The organism is Halioglobus sp. D3-4 (assembly GCF_055809315.1).
On sequence record NZ_CM147907.1, the window covers coordinates 2,776,856 to 2,792,395 of the forward strand.

11 protein-coding genes are annotated in these 15,540 nt (G+C 57.2%); 3 read left to right on the forward strand and 8 right to left on the reverse strand.

Annotated features, from left to right (window positions below):
* Positions 1 to 3: 3 nt before the first annotated feature.
* From AC0L6S_RS11945 to AC0L6S_RS11970, 6 genes are read right to left on the reverse strand one after another with little or no spacing between them, the layout of a single operon-like run.
* Positions 4 to 1,083, reverse strand: a complete 1,080-nt coding sequence (locus tag AC0L6S_RS11945; RefSeq protein WP_473424202.1) for an NAD(P)H-dependent flavin oxidoreductase — start codon at positions 1,081 to 1,083, stop codon at positions 4 to 6.
* Between the two features lie 15 nt (positions 1,084 to 1,098).
* On the reverse strand, positions 1,099 to 1,899 hold the full coding sequence (locus AC0L6S_RS11950; RefSeq protein WP_473424203.1) for a CoA-transferase subunit beta: 801 nt from the start codon (positions 1,897 to 1,899) through the stop codon (positions 1,099 to 1,101).
* Positions 1,900 to 1,920: 21 nt separating this feature from the next.
* On the reverse strand, positions 1,921 to 2,796 hold the full coding sequence (locus AC0L6S_RS11955) for a CoA transferase subunit A (RefSeq protein ID WP_473424204.1): 876 nt from the start codon (positions 2,794 to 2,796) through the stop codon (positions 1,921 to 1,923).
* 26 nt (positions 2,797 to 2,822) lie between these two features.
* Positions 2,823 to 3,287 carry an Lrp/AsnC family transcriptional regulator gene (locus tag AC0L6S_RS11960; RefSeq protein ID WP_473424205.1) on the reverse strand — a complete coding sequence of 155 codons (465 nt, stop codon included), beginning with the start codon at positions 3,285 to 3,287 and terminating at the stop codon, positions 2,823 to 2,825.
* On the reverse strand, positions 3,277 to 3,771 hold the full coding sequence (locus AC0L6S_RS11965; protein WP_473424206.1) for an Lrp/AsnC family transcriptional regulator: 495 nt from the start codon (positions 3,769 to 3,771) through the stop codon (positions 3,277 to 3,279). Before AC0L6S_RS11965 ends, AC0L6S_RS11960 begins: the two co-directional genes overlap by 11 nt.
* The gene (locus AC0L6S_RS11970) at positions 3,768 to 5,351 is read right to left on the reverse strand and encodes a FadD3 family acyl-CoA ligase (RefSeq protein ID WP_473424207.1); all 1,584 of its coding nucleotides are present in this window, start codon (positions 5,349 to 5,351) and stop codon (positions 3,768 to 3,770) included. The genes AC0L6S_RS11965 and AC0L6S_RS11970 overlap by 4 nt, the downstream gene beginning before the upstream one ends.
* 549 nt (positions 5,352 to 5,900) lie before the next feature.
* Here AC0L6S_RS11970 and AC0L6S_RS11975 point away from each other — a divergent pair.
* Together AC0L6S_RS11975 and AC0L6S_RS11980 are read left to right on the forward strand one after the other, a co-directional pair.
* Positions 5,901 to 9,257: a mechanosensitive ion channel domain-containing protein gene (locus AC0L6S_RS11975; RefSeq protein ID WP_473428592.1), complete on the forward strand. Its 3,357-nt coding sequence runs from the start codon at positions 5,901 to 5,903 to the stop codon at positions 9,255 to 9,257.
* A gap of 46 nt (positions 9,258 to 9,303) precedes the next feature.
* Positions 9,304 to 10,410 carry a glutathione S-transferase gene (locus AC0L6S_RS11980; protein ID WP_473424208.1) on the forward strand — a complete coding sequence of 369 codons (1,107 nt, stop codon included), beginning with the start codon at positions 9,304 to 9,306 and terminating at the stop codon, positions 10,408 to 10,410.
* Between the two features lie 106 nt (positions 10,411 to 10,516).
* On the opposite strand, the gene AC0L6S_RS11985 is transcribed toward AC0L6S_RS11980, so the two are convergent.
* Entirely contained in the window at positions 10,517 to 11,338 is an 822-nt protein-coding gene (locus AC0L6S_RS11985) for a hypothetical protein (protein ID WP_473424209.1), read from the reverse strand.
* 108 nt (positions 11,339 to 11,446) lie between these two features.
* On the reverse strand, positions 11,447 to 12,460 hold the full coding sequence (locus AC0L6S_RS11990; protein ID WP_473424210.1) for an SGNH/GDSL hydrolase family protein: 1,014 nt from the start codon (positions 12,458 to 12,460) through the stop codon (positions 11,447 to 11,449).
* A 441-nt stretch (positions 12,461 to 12,901) separates the two neighbouring features.
* On the opposite strand from AC0L6S_RS11990, the gene ppc reads away from it, so the two are divergent.
* Positions 12,902 to 15,529 carry a phosphoenolpyruvate carboxylase gene (gene ppc, locus AC0L6S_RS11995; protein ID WP_473424211.1) on the forward strand — a complete coding sequence of 876 codons (2,628 nt, stop codon included), beginning with the start codon at positions 12,902 to 12,904 and terminating at the stop codon, positions 15,527 to 15,529.
* Positions 15,530 to 15,540: the final 11 nt, after the last annotated feature.

Here is a 15,540-nt window from a genome sequence, read left to right on the forward strand (position 1 = left end):
ACATTACTCCTGGGAATTCTCGGTAACGCGCAACGACAACAGCGTCAGACGCTGCTCTGCCTCGGCAACAATGGACTGGATTAGATCCTCACAACACAGCAGGGAGTCGATAACACCCGCTACCTGTCCGGAGGGCAGGACGCCTTGCGAAGGCTCTCCCTCGACCATCGCCTTTTGAATAATCATTGGCGCATTGGCGGACATAATGGCCTGCGATGCGGTCATATCATCATCCCGGCTCATTGCAATAGCCGACTTCAACAGGCTGAATACCGTTGCACCGGTGTGTTTACGAAAGGCCAGACCATTACGCATCGCGATAATCAGCTTACGCAGCGTGCTGGCTTTTTCCAGTTCGGTGAGCAGCTCGTTCATGATCATTCGCTGCGGCAGGCCATCCATCGCTTTGGAGACAATAATATTACCGGGGCTTTTACAGTCGATGTAGCGCTGCAGTGTTTCCCTCGGCACCGGGCTTTCTTCCGTCATCAAAAACCGTGTACCCATGGCAATGCCATCTGCGCCCCACGACAAGGCTGCCAGCAGGCCGCGACCATCCTTGAAGCCGCCAGCCGCAACTACCGGGACCTTGTCGCCCACCGCGTCAACGACCTGGGGAATCAACAGCGTTGTGGGCACAGCGCCAGTGTGACCACCACCTTCTCCGCCCTGCACAGTGACAGCGTCGGCGCCAAGTTCGACCGCCTTGATCGCATGCTTGGGCAAGCCAACCGTGGGCATGCACACCACACCGGCATCCTTGAGCTTCTTGATAAACTCGGGGCCGGGCGAGCGCGAGTAACTCACTGCGCGCACACCGTGCTCTATAACCAGATCGACAATATGCGCGGCATTGGGCTGGTACATGTGAAAGTTCACACCAAAAGGCTTATCGGTGAGTTCTTTCACCCGCAGGATATCGCGCTCCATCTCATTTGCCGGAATAGTCGCGCCGGCGAGAAAGCCAAATGCGCCGGCGTTACAGCTTCCCGCCACCAGCTTTGGGTCGGCGACCCAGCCCATGGCTGTTTGCACGATAGGGTATTTGCAACCCAGCAATGTGGTCAAACGCGTTTCAAGCATGCTGCAAGCCTCGTATCACGAACGGATGCCCGGCGGGTTATCCTTGATTTGGTAAGCGCGCTGGTTGTGCGGATCCAGCGCCGCAATCACGGCCAGTTGTTCTTGTGTCGGCGCGGCGGTCACAGGAACTTCCGCCGGAATATGCACCGGGTAGCCGGTATTCTCCTGCACTTCCTCTACTGTCACCCCCGGGTGCAGGGATACCAGGCGGATCTGGTGGTCCGGCCCACCGAAATCCATGACACACAGGTTGGTAATCACCAGGCGGATATCGACATCATCCAGCTTGTGGCCTTTCGGTAGTCGGGCCGGGTTATAACCGATGGACGAAACGAAATCGCACTCGCCATCCATGAATACCCGCGTATTGTGAGACGGTACGAAGAAGCTGTTGGGGTGCGAAATGGAGTTACCCGGAAACCCCCGGGCGCCCAGCATCATGGTCTTGGGTTTTTCGTACGTCCCACCCAGTGCTGACGTATTGGACTGGCCGAACTTGTCTATCTGCGTCGGCCCGAGCATGGCGTGACGCTTGCCGCTCCAGACATTGTCGAATATGCGTGAAAAACCCATCCAGCTTTCCGTCGCCGGAACAAAGTCAGCAGGGCGCTGCCCCAGTGGATTGGGTTCGCTCAACATCCACGCCTCCGAATCCGTCATCATCAGGTCCGGGTTGCTGGTTTTCATCGCGAGGCTTGCCGCCAGGCGCGGCACCACGCCGATACCGGTGGCGAGCACTTCACCTTCATTGGCAAAAGCCTGGCTGGCGGCGACGATGCACAGTTCAGCCAGAGTGTAATCAGTTGTTGCAGTCATGATACGTATCTCCTTGGCCGATCAATAGGTGGGCAGTTCAATGTTGCGGATGGCGTCCAGCCCACCCACGTTGCTCTGGTACTCCTCCTCCGAGACGCCGAGGAATTTGTCACAGTACCCCTGAAAACCGGTGTCCTCCTTCGCGGACGCCGCATAGGCCTTGAAGTGTGGGATATCGAAACCGTAAAGCGGGGTGCACGAAGAGGGGTGGGCACCGCCGGGAATGGGCACAACGCCAGTCGTCATGGAGCGCTCCCAGTGCACAAGGCGAGCCTGGGCGGGCTCATGAAAGTACTCGGTCTCGACCAGCTCATCACAGGACACGAATGTTTTTTCTGCTGCCCGGGCAAACCAGTCATCCATGTAAAAATCGGGCCCGGCGATCTGGCACACGCCACGCACATCTGCCTTGTCAGCGTGAATAAGAGAAGCATCCAACTTCAGTGCGGGCATCGCTACCCACTCCTTCTCATCGTACGGGCTGTCTATCACTTTGATATCAGGGTTCTTGTTGATCACATCGGTGCCGAGTCCGACCTCGGTGGGGATAAACGGAATACCCCAACTCGCCGCACGCAGGCCCAGCAACATCATACCCTCGTCAATTTCCATCACCTCGATGGCACCGGATTGACGCGCCTGCCGGAAGTAGGGCTCCAGTGGAATAAAGTCCAGCGATACAAATGCGAACACTACTTTTTTCACCTTGCCCGCCGCACACAGCATACCAACATCAGCGCCGCCGTAAGCCACTATGGTCAGGTCCTTGAGATTGGAACGCAGTATTTCGCGCACCAGTGCCATCGGCTTGCGCCGCGGACCCCAGCCACCAATACCGATGGTCATACCATCTTTCAGTTGTGCAACGACGTCAGTCGCTGTCATTTGCTTATTCATCGTATCCCTTCCTCTCTCTATTACAATCAGCTCACGATGCGCGCCATGCGGTAATCGTGCTTTATAAAATTAACACCCAGCGTACTGCGCGTGCTGCGAACTCCCCCGATCACACTGATGCGCTGATGCACAAACTCTGCAAGGTGCTCAGCATTACGCACCATAGTAATGACCAGTATATCTGCGCGTCCGAGCATCACGCCGACAAATCCCAACTCAGCGATCTCCGCCAGTTGCGCAGCGACATCCCGGACCTGCCCGCTGCGCTCCACCTCTATCCAGATATAGGCCAGGGCGGCATCCTTGAATCGATCGATATTGGTAACCGCGGTAATACGAATGAGCTTTTCTTCCTCCATGCGCTTTATCCTGCCGCGAACGGTGCCCTCGGTCACACCGAGCTGCTCTGCAATCTCGCGATTACTGACACGCGCATCGCGCGACAAGCGCGCTACGATAGCTGTATCTGCGGCATCCAGTTTACGCTGCATGGAAAGGCACCCAGTCCGGCTGGTTTTTCAGTACATCCAATGCCAGCGCCGGCGTCAGGCGACGAACGCCGGACACAGCACCCAGCTTGTCCGCCATCAACTCATTGAGCGCAGCCTGATCCTGCGCCACCACCAGAATTTCAATATCCTGAGCACCTACGACCACATTCACTGAAAACACTTCGGTGATAAGCGACAACTCACGGGCAACCGCTTCCGGCGAGCGACCCTCAACCTGAACACCGATCGCCAGCAACATGCCGTAGCCAGCCGCTTCAATATCGGTAACGGCTACCACCCGCATGGTGCCGGAATCTTCCATACGGCGCACACGCGCGCGCACGGTATTCTCAGCTATATCCAATGCGCGGGCGATGGCTCGATAGGGCATGCGCCCGTCCTGCCGCAGCAGGTTGATTATGGCCTGATCGGTGTCGTCGAGGTCGATATGCACGGAATGTGAAGCCGAGGACAAATTTGTCATCCGCGCTGCCCCGCAGACCACCTTGCCAGTTCAACTTTATCTACCTTGCCGCCGGCATTCATTGGCAGTTCATCCAGAAAGATGACGGCACGCGGTACTTTGTAGTTGGCCATCTGAGCGCGCGCCCAGTCGATCACTGCCGCCTCGTCGAGGTCCGCATCGGCAACCTTTACCACAAACGCCCGCGCGACCTCGCCCATTCTCTCATCGGGCACACCAATCACGGCGGCTCTGGCCACACCGGGCATATCACAAAGAATATTCTCAATTTCAGCGGGATAGCAGTTGAAGCCGCCGACGATAAACATCTCCTTGATGCGGCCCGTGATGCGGACATAGCCGTCCTCATCCATCACGCCGACATCGCCGGTCCTGAGCCAGCCGTCATCGACCAGCGTTTCCGCTGTGGCCTGCGGGTTGTTGAAGTAGTGCTGCATAACGTTGAAACCGCGCGCCCATATCTCACCCTCGACCCCCGGTGCCACGCGATGGCCGTCTTTGTCCACGCACTGAATCTCCGTCCCGTCCATGGCGCAGCCTGAAGTGTGTGATATGCGCTCGGCACTGTCATCCGCTCGACAGATCGAGACCACACCACAGCTCTCGGTCAGGCCATAGGCGGTGACCACCACTTCAAAACCCAGCACCTCGCGCATCTGGCGCACCAGCTCTACCGGCACCGGAGCAGCACCGGTCACCGCCAGACGCAGGCTGGAGAGGTCGAACTCCTCGCGCCGCGGGTGCGCCAGCAACGACTGATATATTGTCGGCGGGCCTGGAATCATGGAAATTTTGTCCCGCGCGATCTGTGCCAGAACCGCATCGAGATCAAAATTCAATACAGGAAGAATGTGTGCCCCCCTGATAATCGCCGCCAGCCAGCCGGCCTTATAGCCGAAGGAGTGGAAAAAGGGGTTGATGATGAGATAGTTATCATCACTGCGCAGCCCAACTGTCGCGCTCCATGTCTCGAAGGTGCGGATATTCTGTCCATGGCAGGTCACCACACCTTTGGGGTTGCCGGTAGTACCGGAGGTGAAAAGGATATCCAGCGTGTCATCTGGCGTGATGGCGGAAACCCTGCGTTCGACATCCTCGGCGGACACCCCATCACCGGCAGTCAGAAACTCCCGCCAGGACTGGCAGTTCGCCGCTTCGCCACTGAGCGTCACGATGCGCTGCAACGAAGGCAGATCCTGATCCGCCAGCATCTCGGGGTAGCGCGCGCCCAGGAACTCAGCCACGGTGAACAGCATTTTCGCGCCACTAGAGCGCATGATATATGCGGCTTCAACACCCTTGTACCGCGTGTTGAGGGGCACCAGAACACCACCCACACTCTGCGCGCCGATGGCGGCGACGATCCACTGGTAAATATTCGGGGCCCAGATCGCCACGCGGTCTCCCGGCGCCAGACCGGCCGCAACAAAGGCGCGAGCTGACTGGATTCGCGCGGCATCCAGCTCGGCGTATGTCAGGCGAACCTCGCCATCAGTGACGGCAGGGCGCGATCCGTAAACGGCCGCAGCGTCTGCGACTACTTGTGGCAATGTGCGGGCTATATACTGTGATTCGGGCATAATGTCGAATGTACTCGCAGCTGCAGACGGCAAGGACGGACATACTAATCAGTATCTTACACAATGAAAACCACTATTCGTAATTATTTTAATATTATTCTACGAATAGTTTAAATCTCTATCGACAGCTTCAGTCCATCTCGAAACCCACTCCCGCAGGCAAGCTGGCAAACAACAAAGGGGCTCCACACGCCCCGTTGACGCTCCGGTGGCGATTCAGACAGCTGACAGCTTACCCTTTCGTCAGCCGATCGCTGCAATCCCCACCAAATCGAGGAACAGACGTTATAGCACGATGGCCTCAGGAGTTGTCGGAGAGGGAAACCGGGGCGTCGCGCCGACGGCAGTTGGGCAGCCCCGATACCAGTGCAACCCTTTTTGATCAGGTGCGTTGTTAGGTCTATGGCTCGCAAGTACAATCAACAGTTCCCCTGAACACTCAGGGGTGCATACGCTCGTGGCAAAGTGTTCTGCATGGCGCTGTCCGACTGATGATCCATTGTCTACGACCGCATTTTTCTATTCGCTTACCGGGAATTAAACGTGCTGATGGGTACATCTTCCAACTCTCTTTCCCACAGCCTGTCCAGGGGCATTTTATCTGCAGCGCTTGTGCTCCTGCTCGGCTTCGGTCCATGGTTGACACCTGCGTTGCAAGCATCGGTGGAAACCGACCTGGTGCGCGCAGAGATTGATAAATCAAGCCTGGACTCGACCGCGCGGGAAAGCGCAATTGAAACGCTTGACGCGGCAGATGTCGCAGCGCGCGAGGCCGCATCATTGAACAAGCGGGTCGATGAATTGCGCGCTGAACATGCCAGTCTGCCGAAGCGTATTGAAGAGCTTCAGAAGGCCCTGCAACTCGACCGCGAGCAGGCCCTGCAATCTTGGTCCAGACGCCTGCCAAGCGGAGCCGACGGCGAGACTCTGGAACGGTTGCTGGAACAGCAACAGCGCAGCGTGGCCGAGTTGCAGGCACAGATCGACGCGGTCGAGGTCGAACTGACGGTGTCACTGACCAAACCCTTACAGGCAGCCAGTGATATCGCCACGCTGCGGCGCCGCGTCGATGACATGGCCAATCCTCCGGTCGCACAACCGGGCGGCGAACGAGACCTGCTACTGAAAGCGCAACAACTGCGACACGCCAGCGAACTGCGCCGCGCCAAGGCGGAACTGGATCTGCGCGTTTTGGAGCAGGACAGTGCGGCACTGCGCCAACGCCAGCAGGAGCTGGCACTGCGTGAATTGCGCCAGCGCCTGAGCCTCGATCAGCGCCGCACAGAAATACTGCAGGAACGCATCGCCGATCTCTGGCGCACAGAGCTGCAGGAACGTATCGAGCAGCTTGCGCGGACCCAAAGCGAACTCGAGGACGCCGCGCCGGTAGCCGCTTTGGCCGCCGCAGAGAACACCGAACTAGGCACAGAACTGGTCGAGAACCATGAGCTGCTATCGCGGGATAGACGCGCCCTCGCCAGCATAGAAGAGGAGCGGGACTACGTCACCGAGGCCTTGCGCGACAGCCGCGCAAGACTCGAACTGGGCGGCGCCACCGAAAATGTCGGCCGCTGGATGTGGACAGAACGCCGACGCCTTGAACCGCGCGCACGCTTGCGTCAGGAACTGGCGGCAACGCGAATCGATCTGGCAGATCTGCGCCTGCGCCTGGTCACTCTCAACGACCAGCAACAGCAGTTGGCCGATATTCCGCGGGCGCTGCGATCGCTGCAAGAAGCGAGCGAGGCGGGCTCGGAGGATGAACTCAACGATACTGGCTCCGAGAATCAGTTACCACCACTGCTGGAAGAACGTGTCGAACTGCTGAGCTTACTGGAACCGGTAATCGCGCGCCGCATCGCCGCTCTGCAACAGAGCGAAACAGCGCTGCACGAGCGACTAAAGGCGACAGAGGCGCTTCAGGCCCTGCTGGACCGTCATCTGCTGTGGCTACCCAGTCACAGCGTTGTTGAGTCGCACTGGTTAGCGCTTGTGCCAAAGGGACTTCGCGATCTGACCACAACTTCCCGGTTTGCCACCACGGCAAAGCTTACGGTGCGCAGCATCGGCGAACGCCCCTGGCTGTGGTTGTCATGCCTCATGGTGATGCTGGTGTTGATGGCCCTGCGTGTACAGGCGCCTTCACAGATCCGGGCACAGGCTACTCTGGTCGACCGACCACGTTCACCGAACTATCAAGCGACCGGTGTCGCCTTCCTGTGGACGGTACTGGGCGCATTGCCGATTCCTGTAATCATCGGACTGATAGGCTTACTGTTACAACAGCTGGGAAACCCCGGTCGCTACAGTGATTCTCTGGGGCGGGCTTGCATCACATTGGTTTTTCCGCTGATGGCCGTGCAGTTACTGCGCTGGTCGTTGATGAAGGGCGGACTGGCAGAGGCGCATTTCGGCTGGTCGAAAAAGCGGCGACAAACCCTGCTGCGCCTGGTGCCTATCACCGCCCTTGTTGTGCTACCGACGCATTACATCACGACGCTCGCGTTTATCCGCCGCTCAGATATCGCCATCGATGTGCAGGCCCGACTAGCCGTTGTCACAAGCACACTGGTGCTGGCTTGGACGTTCTGGCACCTGCTGAAAGCGGGCAGGGTGTGGGGCACTGGATCAAACGCCCCTGCACTGCACTGGCTGTTGCGCACCGCGCTGCCACTGCTGTTGCTAGCCAATGCGGCACTGGCTCTCTCGGGGTACATCTACTCCTCGGGCGTTTTACTCAAGTCACTGTTGGATAGTATTAATCTCATCATTGTCGTGACGCTGGCGCTGAGCATGCTGGAGCGCTGGTTTCTGGTAGGCAAACAGAAACTTGCGCTGCGCCAGTTAGAAGCCAGTCGTGCGGCATCGCTGGAAAAAGCCGCCAATACCACCGAGACGGTGGTGATCCCGGACGACGATATTTCCGTGCAGGAAGTGGATACACATACCGCAAGATTTCTGCGCGGGCTGCGGATCAGCGTGCTCACGTTGGGGCTGTTTTGGGTCTGGATGGATGTCCTGCCCGCCATATACCGCCTGGACGAGATTGCACTCTGGCATTTCAGTCACAGCGGCGCCAACGGCGCAGCCATCGAAACACCTGTGACGCTGGCCGCAGTGCTACTGGGCATCTTTGCACTGGTAGTCACCTTTCTCGGTTCACGCAATTTACCAGGACTGGTGGAAATCAGTCTGTTGTCACGCGCCGGGGTCGATGCGGCTTCGCGCTATATGATCACCAGCCTGCTGCGCTACGCTATTGTTATTGGCGGCACCTTGATCGGTTTCAGCTTACTGGGAATGCGCTGGTCGCAACTACAGTGGATGGCCGCAGCGCTGACTGTCGGGCTCGGATTCGGGCTGCAGGAAATTTTCGCCAACTTCGTCTCAGGTATCATTTTACTGTTTGAACGCCCATTCCGCGTGGGCGATGTGATTACGGTAGGTGACATGAACGGACGCGTCACACGGATTCGCACACGTGCTACCACGATCCTTGATTTCGACAACAAGGAAATCGTGATGCCCAATAAAACCTTCATCACCGGTCACCTCACCAACTGGGGTCTCAGTGACACCACTACCCGGGTCACACTGAAAGTGGGTGTTGCCTACGGCACCAACCCCGAAGCCACCCGCCAGCTGCTACTGCAGGCGGCCGAGGAAGACCCGCGCGTGCTAGCAGACCCGGCGCCATGTTGCTGGTTCCTGGCATTCGGTGCCAGCTCCCTGGATTTCGAACTGAGGGTGTTCGTTGCATCACTTAGCGACCGCCTCGAAGCACAGAATGCGCTGAATATACGCATCAATGAAATGTTCGCTGAGCACGGTATCGAGATAGCTTTTCCGCAACTGGATCTGCACGTGCGTGACATGCCCTCGAACCCCGGTATAAAACCGGCTTAGCCAAATCTGTGACTGTGAAAATGACCGTCTAAACGAGGCCACGACGATGCCAGGCAACGCTCTTTTACCCGTCACAATGTACGGTTCCAGCATCTCCTACTTCACTGGCAAGCTGGAGAATTATTTTCGCGCCAAAGGTATCCCCTACCAGTTGCAGGCGCTCACTGCGCCACACTGCATGAAACGGGTACAGCAAAATACCGGCTCCACACAGATGCCAGCGTTGTTACTGGGCGACGGGCGCTGGATGACCGACAGTACGGCGATTATCCAGTGGTTTGAAAATGAATGGCCAACACCGACCATCACACCGCGCGAACCGGTACAGCGTTTCTTCAGCCTGCTGCTGGAAGACTACGCTGATGAATGGCTGTGGCGTCCTGCCATGCACTTCCGCTGGCACTATGCCGAGGGTGCACACTATGCAGGCAGCCACCTTGCCAGAGAATTGGCGGCGAATGTCCCGCTACCATCTGTCCTCAAGCGCTGGACGATCACCCGGCGGCAACGCAATGGCTATACCTCAGGAGACGGCATCCGCAAGGATCAGGTACCGGGCGTAGAAGCCATTCTTTCTCGAACACTCGAGCAGTTGCAAGCGATCTTCACTCAGCGCCCGTTCCTGCTTGGCACCATGCCCAGCCTTGCGGACATCGCATTTTCGGGCCCGTTCTACCGCCACTTCTGCCTGGACCCAGTGCCAGCACAGATTGTACGCCAGCAAGCACCCGCGGTATGGGAGTGGGCCGCCCGCCTGGCCAACTTCAGGCGCCGGGACGACGCCGGGGACTGGCTCCAAGGTATTCCTGCAGACTGGGGCCCCATACTCAAGGAAGTAGGTCAGCAGTACCTGCCGTACCTGTGCGCAAATGTCGACGCAGTAGCCAACGACCAGCGACGCTTCGATGTGAACATTGGTGGTGTGCAATACCGTGGAGCTCGCTGGTCGAAGTACCGGGTATGGTGCCTGCAGCGCCTGCGTGAAGAATATACCGCCCTGCCAGAGACAGAGCAGCAGGTAGCGCGCGCCCTGTTGCAGCAGCATGACTGTTGGGAGCCACTTTGGCGACAGCAGCAATTACCTATCGATGACAGCGTCTGCGCCCAACTACCGTTCTTTGGCGCCGACAAGATGATAGACGTGTACGATTAAACGGCATACTCAAACGCGAGGCCAAACGCTTTGGGAGTCAGTATTCCGCGATACCTCGACGACACCCCCCGGGATCTATCGGTCAATCAGTAGAATCGCTGTTTTATCAACGGTCAGCAACACCGACACTGTCCTGACGCGTGAAGCCGGGAGGCAGTTGCAGTGCCGCCGGACTGACCTGTTGCCGGTTAATTGACATCAGTTCCACGTCTGCACTGCCGGATACGGCGATATCATACTGTTCCATTTTTATCGGAATCAAACCCAGCCGTGCCACCGGCGCCATGGGGTTCTCCGGTATCGGTAGCGCGATACCACCGAGGTCGGCCATTTCCATTTCAGCATACATCTGGGAGATGCTTTCGAGCATGCTGTAGAGGGTAGGCCCACCCACCAGTTGATCGGGCGCGGTAGCGCATATCTGCCCGACCGCCTCCTCATCAACCAGCGTTTCATACCATTGACAGTCTACGCCCGCGAACGTACCCGACTTGCCGTTTGGCTCAAACCGGGAGTCGGCAGCGACTTCCTGTCGCTGGGGAAAGGATGCCATCAACTGCCGCCTGACCTCGCTTTGCTGTGCGGCCGGCAGCGCGGCTATTTTCGACTCGATTGCTCGCATTCCCTGTTGAACTTTCGCCGCGGCTTGCCGCACCGATTGCGTATCGGATATCCGGTAGGTTTGCGCAGTGTGGTCCAGTGTGTACAACGTGTTGTCCGCGGCATCAAATATGCTCACCACCCTCCCATTCACATCGAGTGTGACCACCCGGTCATCACCGATCAGCAGGCCCCATTGCTGCGACTGGTCATTGGAACTCTGCTTGAACTGCATTTTCACAGCCTCAAGCGATTCTGCGCTCCACGCAAAGCCAACCATCGGGAGCTGCCAGATGAGAGCGAACAACACCTTCTTCACAGACGACATATGCCCTCCTGTGTGAGACCCGCACACAAAACAGGAGGCACTAAGCCTCCCCATTCATGCGCTTTTTCATCGATGAAAGAGTGCTGCAAAGGCAGGTCAGCGGCCCGCTTACCGCTGTCCCGAGGCACGGATTCTCGCGATCGACAGCAAAGCCACCCCTAACAATAGCAATGTTGAAGGCAACGGGACCGTGAAGCCACTGCGCAGCGCACTGGCGGCGTATTCCCCCAGCAGTTTGTGCCCGGCAGTAGTGGGATGCACGTAATCCCAGAACAGTGTGGTATTGGCATTTGCGCAGGCACTTTCGCCGAACAGGTTGGCGCTGCGACACTCGCTTGTCACATCGGTAATACCATAGGCAATTGGGTCGGCCATCAACTGGGCAAACAAATCGAATACGTCAAAGTAGAATATGTCGGCCGTCAGGTATTCATCATGCAGGCTGATTAGCCTGTTTTTCAAACCCTCATTCCAGGCCACGGTTATATCGTAACCAGACTGCCTGTCAGCCGCATTCCCGGCAAACTCAGGTATCGAACCGATATCGGGCAAGTTGGGCACAAACAGCGTTGTCGCACCCGCTGCCAGCAGATCACCGAGCATCCCCTGCATGGCATCAAGCGCGTCGTTTACCTCGTTCCAGGGATTACTGTCGCCCACCATACCGCGCACATCATTACCACCTATCCAGCTGACATACAGGGCACCCGGGTCAGCTGCGCCGCCACCGAGGTATTCGTTAACCTGATCCACCGCGCTATCCGCAACAGCACCGGTCAGGCCGGAGCCACCCTCTACCAGTGCACCACCGTAGGCATAATTGGTACCGCCATTTCGGGAGATGCCCAGATTATCCTGTGCAACCAGATCGTCGTTGAGTGTCAGATACTCGTGCCAGACCGGGCCGTTTGAAAATCGACCGTTGCTGCCATATCCGATGGAGTTGCCGAGCACTCCGCCCAGGATACCCAGTGAATCCTTGATATTTCCGGTATCAGACAGGCTGTCACCAAATATATAGGCATTGCTGTACAGTGGCGCCGCTTGAGCGGAAGTGGTAACTGCGAGCGCACATGCAGCCGCCAGTTTGACGAAATTCTTGTGTAGACGCTGGACGATCATTGTTATTCCTTGTGTTGTTGCCTGTTTCTTTTATTGAGCTTACGACCCATCGCAAACCGTATGCCAGATTCACCGGGAACTCCGACCACCGGGCGACCTGAACCGAGTCGCCCAGACTTAGAGCAATAAATATGCCACAGACAGTAATCCCGTTAAACAGCAGCAGTTTAGCAAACAATACCGCGCGTACTCATCGAGGAAAAATCGCACGATGCGCCCGAGGTGTTAAAAATTCTGACACCTGCATCACGCGGTTGACGGATAGAGAGATAGCTTCCCAATTTTTTCCTGCGTGTTTATGCGCTGGATATTCCAGTGGAGTCTGATAGCATTAAACAGCGGCTCAAGCGCTTGTTCCAAAACTTTCAATGCCCCTGGTTGCAAGTCCAGCTCACCGTTTTTCGATCTCACATGACAAAGCACTCGGGCAAGCGGGATACAATGAACGAACCTCTATACTCTTCTCTGCGACAAAATGTCAGCATGCTCGGCCGTATTCTCGGTGACACCATGAGTGATGCCGCCGGCCAGGAATTTCTCGACAAAATCGAGCAAATCCGCACACTGTCCAAATCTGCACGTGCCGGAGACAACAATGACCAGGCACGACTGAAGGCACTTTTACTTAGCCTGAAGCGCGATGAATTACTCCCGGTTGCCAGGGCTTTCAGTCAGTTTCTCAATCTCGCAAACATCGCCGACCAGCACCACAATATTTCCCGCGAAATGGATAAGGAGTATTCTGCGACGGAAGCGCTGTCGGGGGTATTCGAACTGCTGCAGGGCGACGGTCGTAGCGCCGACGAAATCGAAGCCGCAATCAACAATCTGCGTATAGAGTTGGTGCTGACTGCCCACCCCACTGAAATTACCCGCCGTACCCTTATCCATAAACACGGGGAGATAGACGCCTGCCTGGGCCAGATGGAATTGGACGGGCTCACCGAGCGGGAAGAGCACGTGATACACCAGCGTTTGCGAGAACTCATTGCGCAGATCTGGCATACGCACGATTTCCGCGATGAGAGGCCAACCCCGATAGACGAGGCGAAGTGGGGATTTGCGGTGGTGGAGAATTCCCTGTGGGATGCGGTACCCGAGTTCCTGCGCCGACTGAATAACACCCTGATGGAGGTGACGGGTAAGCCTTTGACAGAGGAAGCCATGCCGGTGACATTTGCCTCATGGCTGGGCGGGGATCGCGATGGCAACCCGAATGTAACCGCAGCAGTGACGGAGGAAGTCTTACTGCTGGGCCGCTGGCAGGCGACGGCACTCTATCTGAAAGACCTGGAAGAGCTGGTGGAAGAGCTGTCCATGACGGACTGCAATGATGCCCTGCGCGCGGTGAGCGACAACCATCGCGAACCCTATCGCGGCGTTCTGCGAAAGTTGCGTGACCGCCTTCGTCTCACCCTGCAAGCGCTGACCCAACAAATCAACGAACAGCGGGCGCCGGACGACAGTATTATCCTCAGCGCAGATGAACTGTGGCAGCCAGCATACGCCTGCTATCAGTCGCTACTGGAATGTGGCATGCGCAATATTGCCGACGGCAAATTGCTCGATTTGCTGCGGCGCATCAAATGCTTTGGTGTCAATCTGGTGCGGCTGGATATTCGCCAGGACTCCGATCGCCATACCGATGTACTTTCCGAGTTAACACAGTATCTCGACCTCGGCGACTACCAGCAGTGGGACGAGGAACAGAAGCAGGCTTTTCTGCTACAGGAGTTGGCCAGCAGGCGTCCGCTGATACCGACAGACTGGCAGCCCAGCGATCAGGTCAAGGAGGTGCTGGACACCTGCGCAGTGGTCGCAAAACAACCGCCAGATGCTCTGGGCTGTTACATTATTTCCATGGCGCGCCAGGCCTCAGACGTACTGGCAGTGGAATTACTGCTAAAGGCATCCGGCCTGCGCTCACCACTGCCCGTGGTGCCGTTATTCGAAACCCTGGACGACCTCAATCGCTCCGCATCGGTCGTCGATCAGCTGCTGTCCATTCCGCAGTATCTCGATCACCTGCAGGGTCGAATGATGATAATGATTGGCTATTCAGACTCCTCCAAGGATGCCGGCATGCTGGCCGCATCCTGGGCGCAGTACACTGCGCAGGAGGCGCTGATCAAGCGCTGCAAAGAATCCGACATCAATCTTACCTTGTTCCATGGCCGCGGTGGCACCATTGGACGCGGCGGAGCCCCTGCACACGCGGCGCTGCTGTCCCAGCCACCGGGGTCATTGGAGAATGGCCTGCGCGTCACCGAGCAGGGCGAAATGATCAGAACCAAACTGGGCCTGAAGGCAATGGCGATAAAAACACTGGCCCTGTATACCAGCGCGATATTGCAGGCCAATTTGAAAGAGCCGCCAACGCCGCGACAGGAGTGGCGCGATGTCATGGACGAGCTCTCCACAAGCTCCTGCAAGTACTACCGCGCCTATGTAAGGGATAACGCCGATTTCGTCAGTTATTTTCGCGAGGCCACACCGGAGCAGGAACTGGGCAAGCTGCCACTGGGCTCCCGGCCTGCCAGACGCAAAGGCGGTGGCGGCATTGCGTCCCTGCGCGCGATACCGTGGATTTTCGCGTGGACCCAGAACCGCCTGATGTTGCCGGCATGGCTGGGCGCGGGTCAGGCATTCAAGGAATTAGTCGCAGCGGGAAAAATCAGCACCCTCAAGGAAATGAGCGACGACTGGCCGTTTTTCGCCACCCGTATTTCGATGCTGGAAATGGTATTTGCCAAAGCCGATAGCGGGCTGTCGGCCTATTACGATCAAAAACTGGTATCGCCGGAATACCTGAGCATCGGTGAGCAACTGCGCGAGCAACTGGCATCGGATATCGAGGTTATTCTGGAACTACTGGGAGAAACGGAGTTGCTGCAAAACCAGTCCTGGCCACGCGAATCCATCCAGTTGCGCAATATCTATACCGATCCACTGAACTTCCTGCAGGCTGAATTACTCGAACGCAATCGCAAACAGCAGGACGACGACATCGACCAGGCCATTATGGTGACTATCGCAGGTATTGCCGCTGGGATGAGAAATACGGGTTAAGTTCCCGGCTC

Coding starts and splice junctions, on each gene's coding strand:
- AC0L6S_RS11945 (WP_473424202.1), bottom strand. CDS start 1,083: ATGCTTGAAACGCGTTTGACCACATTGCTGGGTTGCAAATACCCTATC.
- AC0L6S_RS11950 (WP_473424203.1), bottom strand. CDS start 1,899: ATGACTGCAACAACTGATTACACTCTGGCTGAACTGTGCATCGTCGCC.
- AC0L6S_RS11955 (WP_473424204.1), bottom strand. CDS start 2,796: ATGAATAAGCAAATGACAGCGACTGACGTCGTTGCACAACTGAAAGAT.
- AC0L6S_RS11960 (WP_473424205.1), bottom strand. CDS start 3,287: ATGCAGCGTAAACTGGATGCCGCAGATACAGCTATCGTAGCGCGCTTG.
- AC0L6S_RS11965 (WP_473424206.1), bottom strand. CDS start 3,771: ATGACAAATTTGTCCTCGGCTTCACATTCCGTGCATATCGACCTCGAC.
- AC0L6S_RS11970 (WP_473424207.1), bottom strand. CDS start 5,351: ATGCCCGAATCACAGTATATAGCCCGCACATTGCCACAAGTAGTCGCA.
- AC0L6S_RS11975 (WP_473428592.1), top strand. CDS start 5,901: ATGGGTACATCTTCCAACTCTCTTTCCCACAGCCTGTCCAGGGGCATT.
- AC0L6S_RS11980 (WP_473424208.1), top strand. CDS start 9,304: ATGCCAGGCAACGCTCTTTTACCCGTCACAATGTACGGTTCCAGCATC.
- AC0L6S_RS11985 (WP_473424209.1), bottom strand. CDS start 11,338: ATGTCGTCTGTGAAGAAGGTGTTGTTCGCTCTCATCTGGCAGCTCCCG.
- AC0L6S_RS11990 (WP_473424210.1), bottom strand. CDS start 12,460: ATGATCGTCCAGCGTCTACACAAGAATTTCGTCAAACTGGCGGCTGCA.
- ppc (WP_473424211.1), top strand. CDS start 12,902: ATGAACGAACCTCTATACTCTTCTCTGCGACAAAATGTCAGCATGCTC.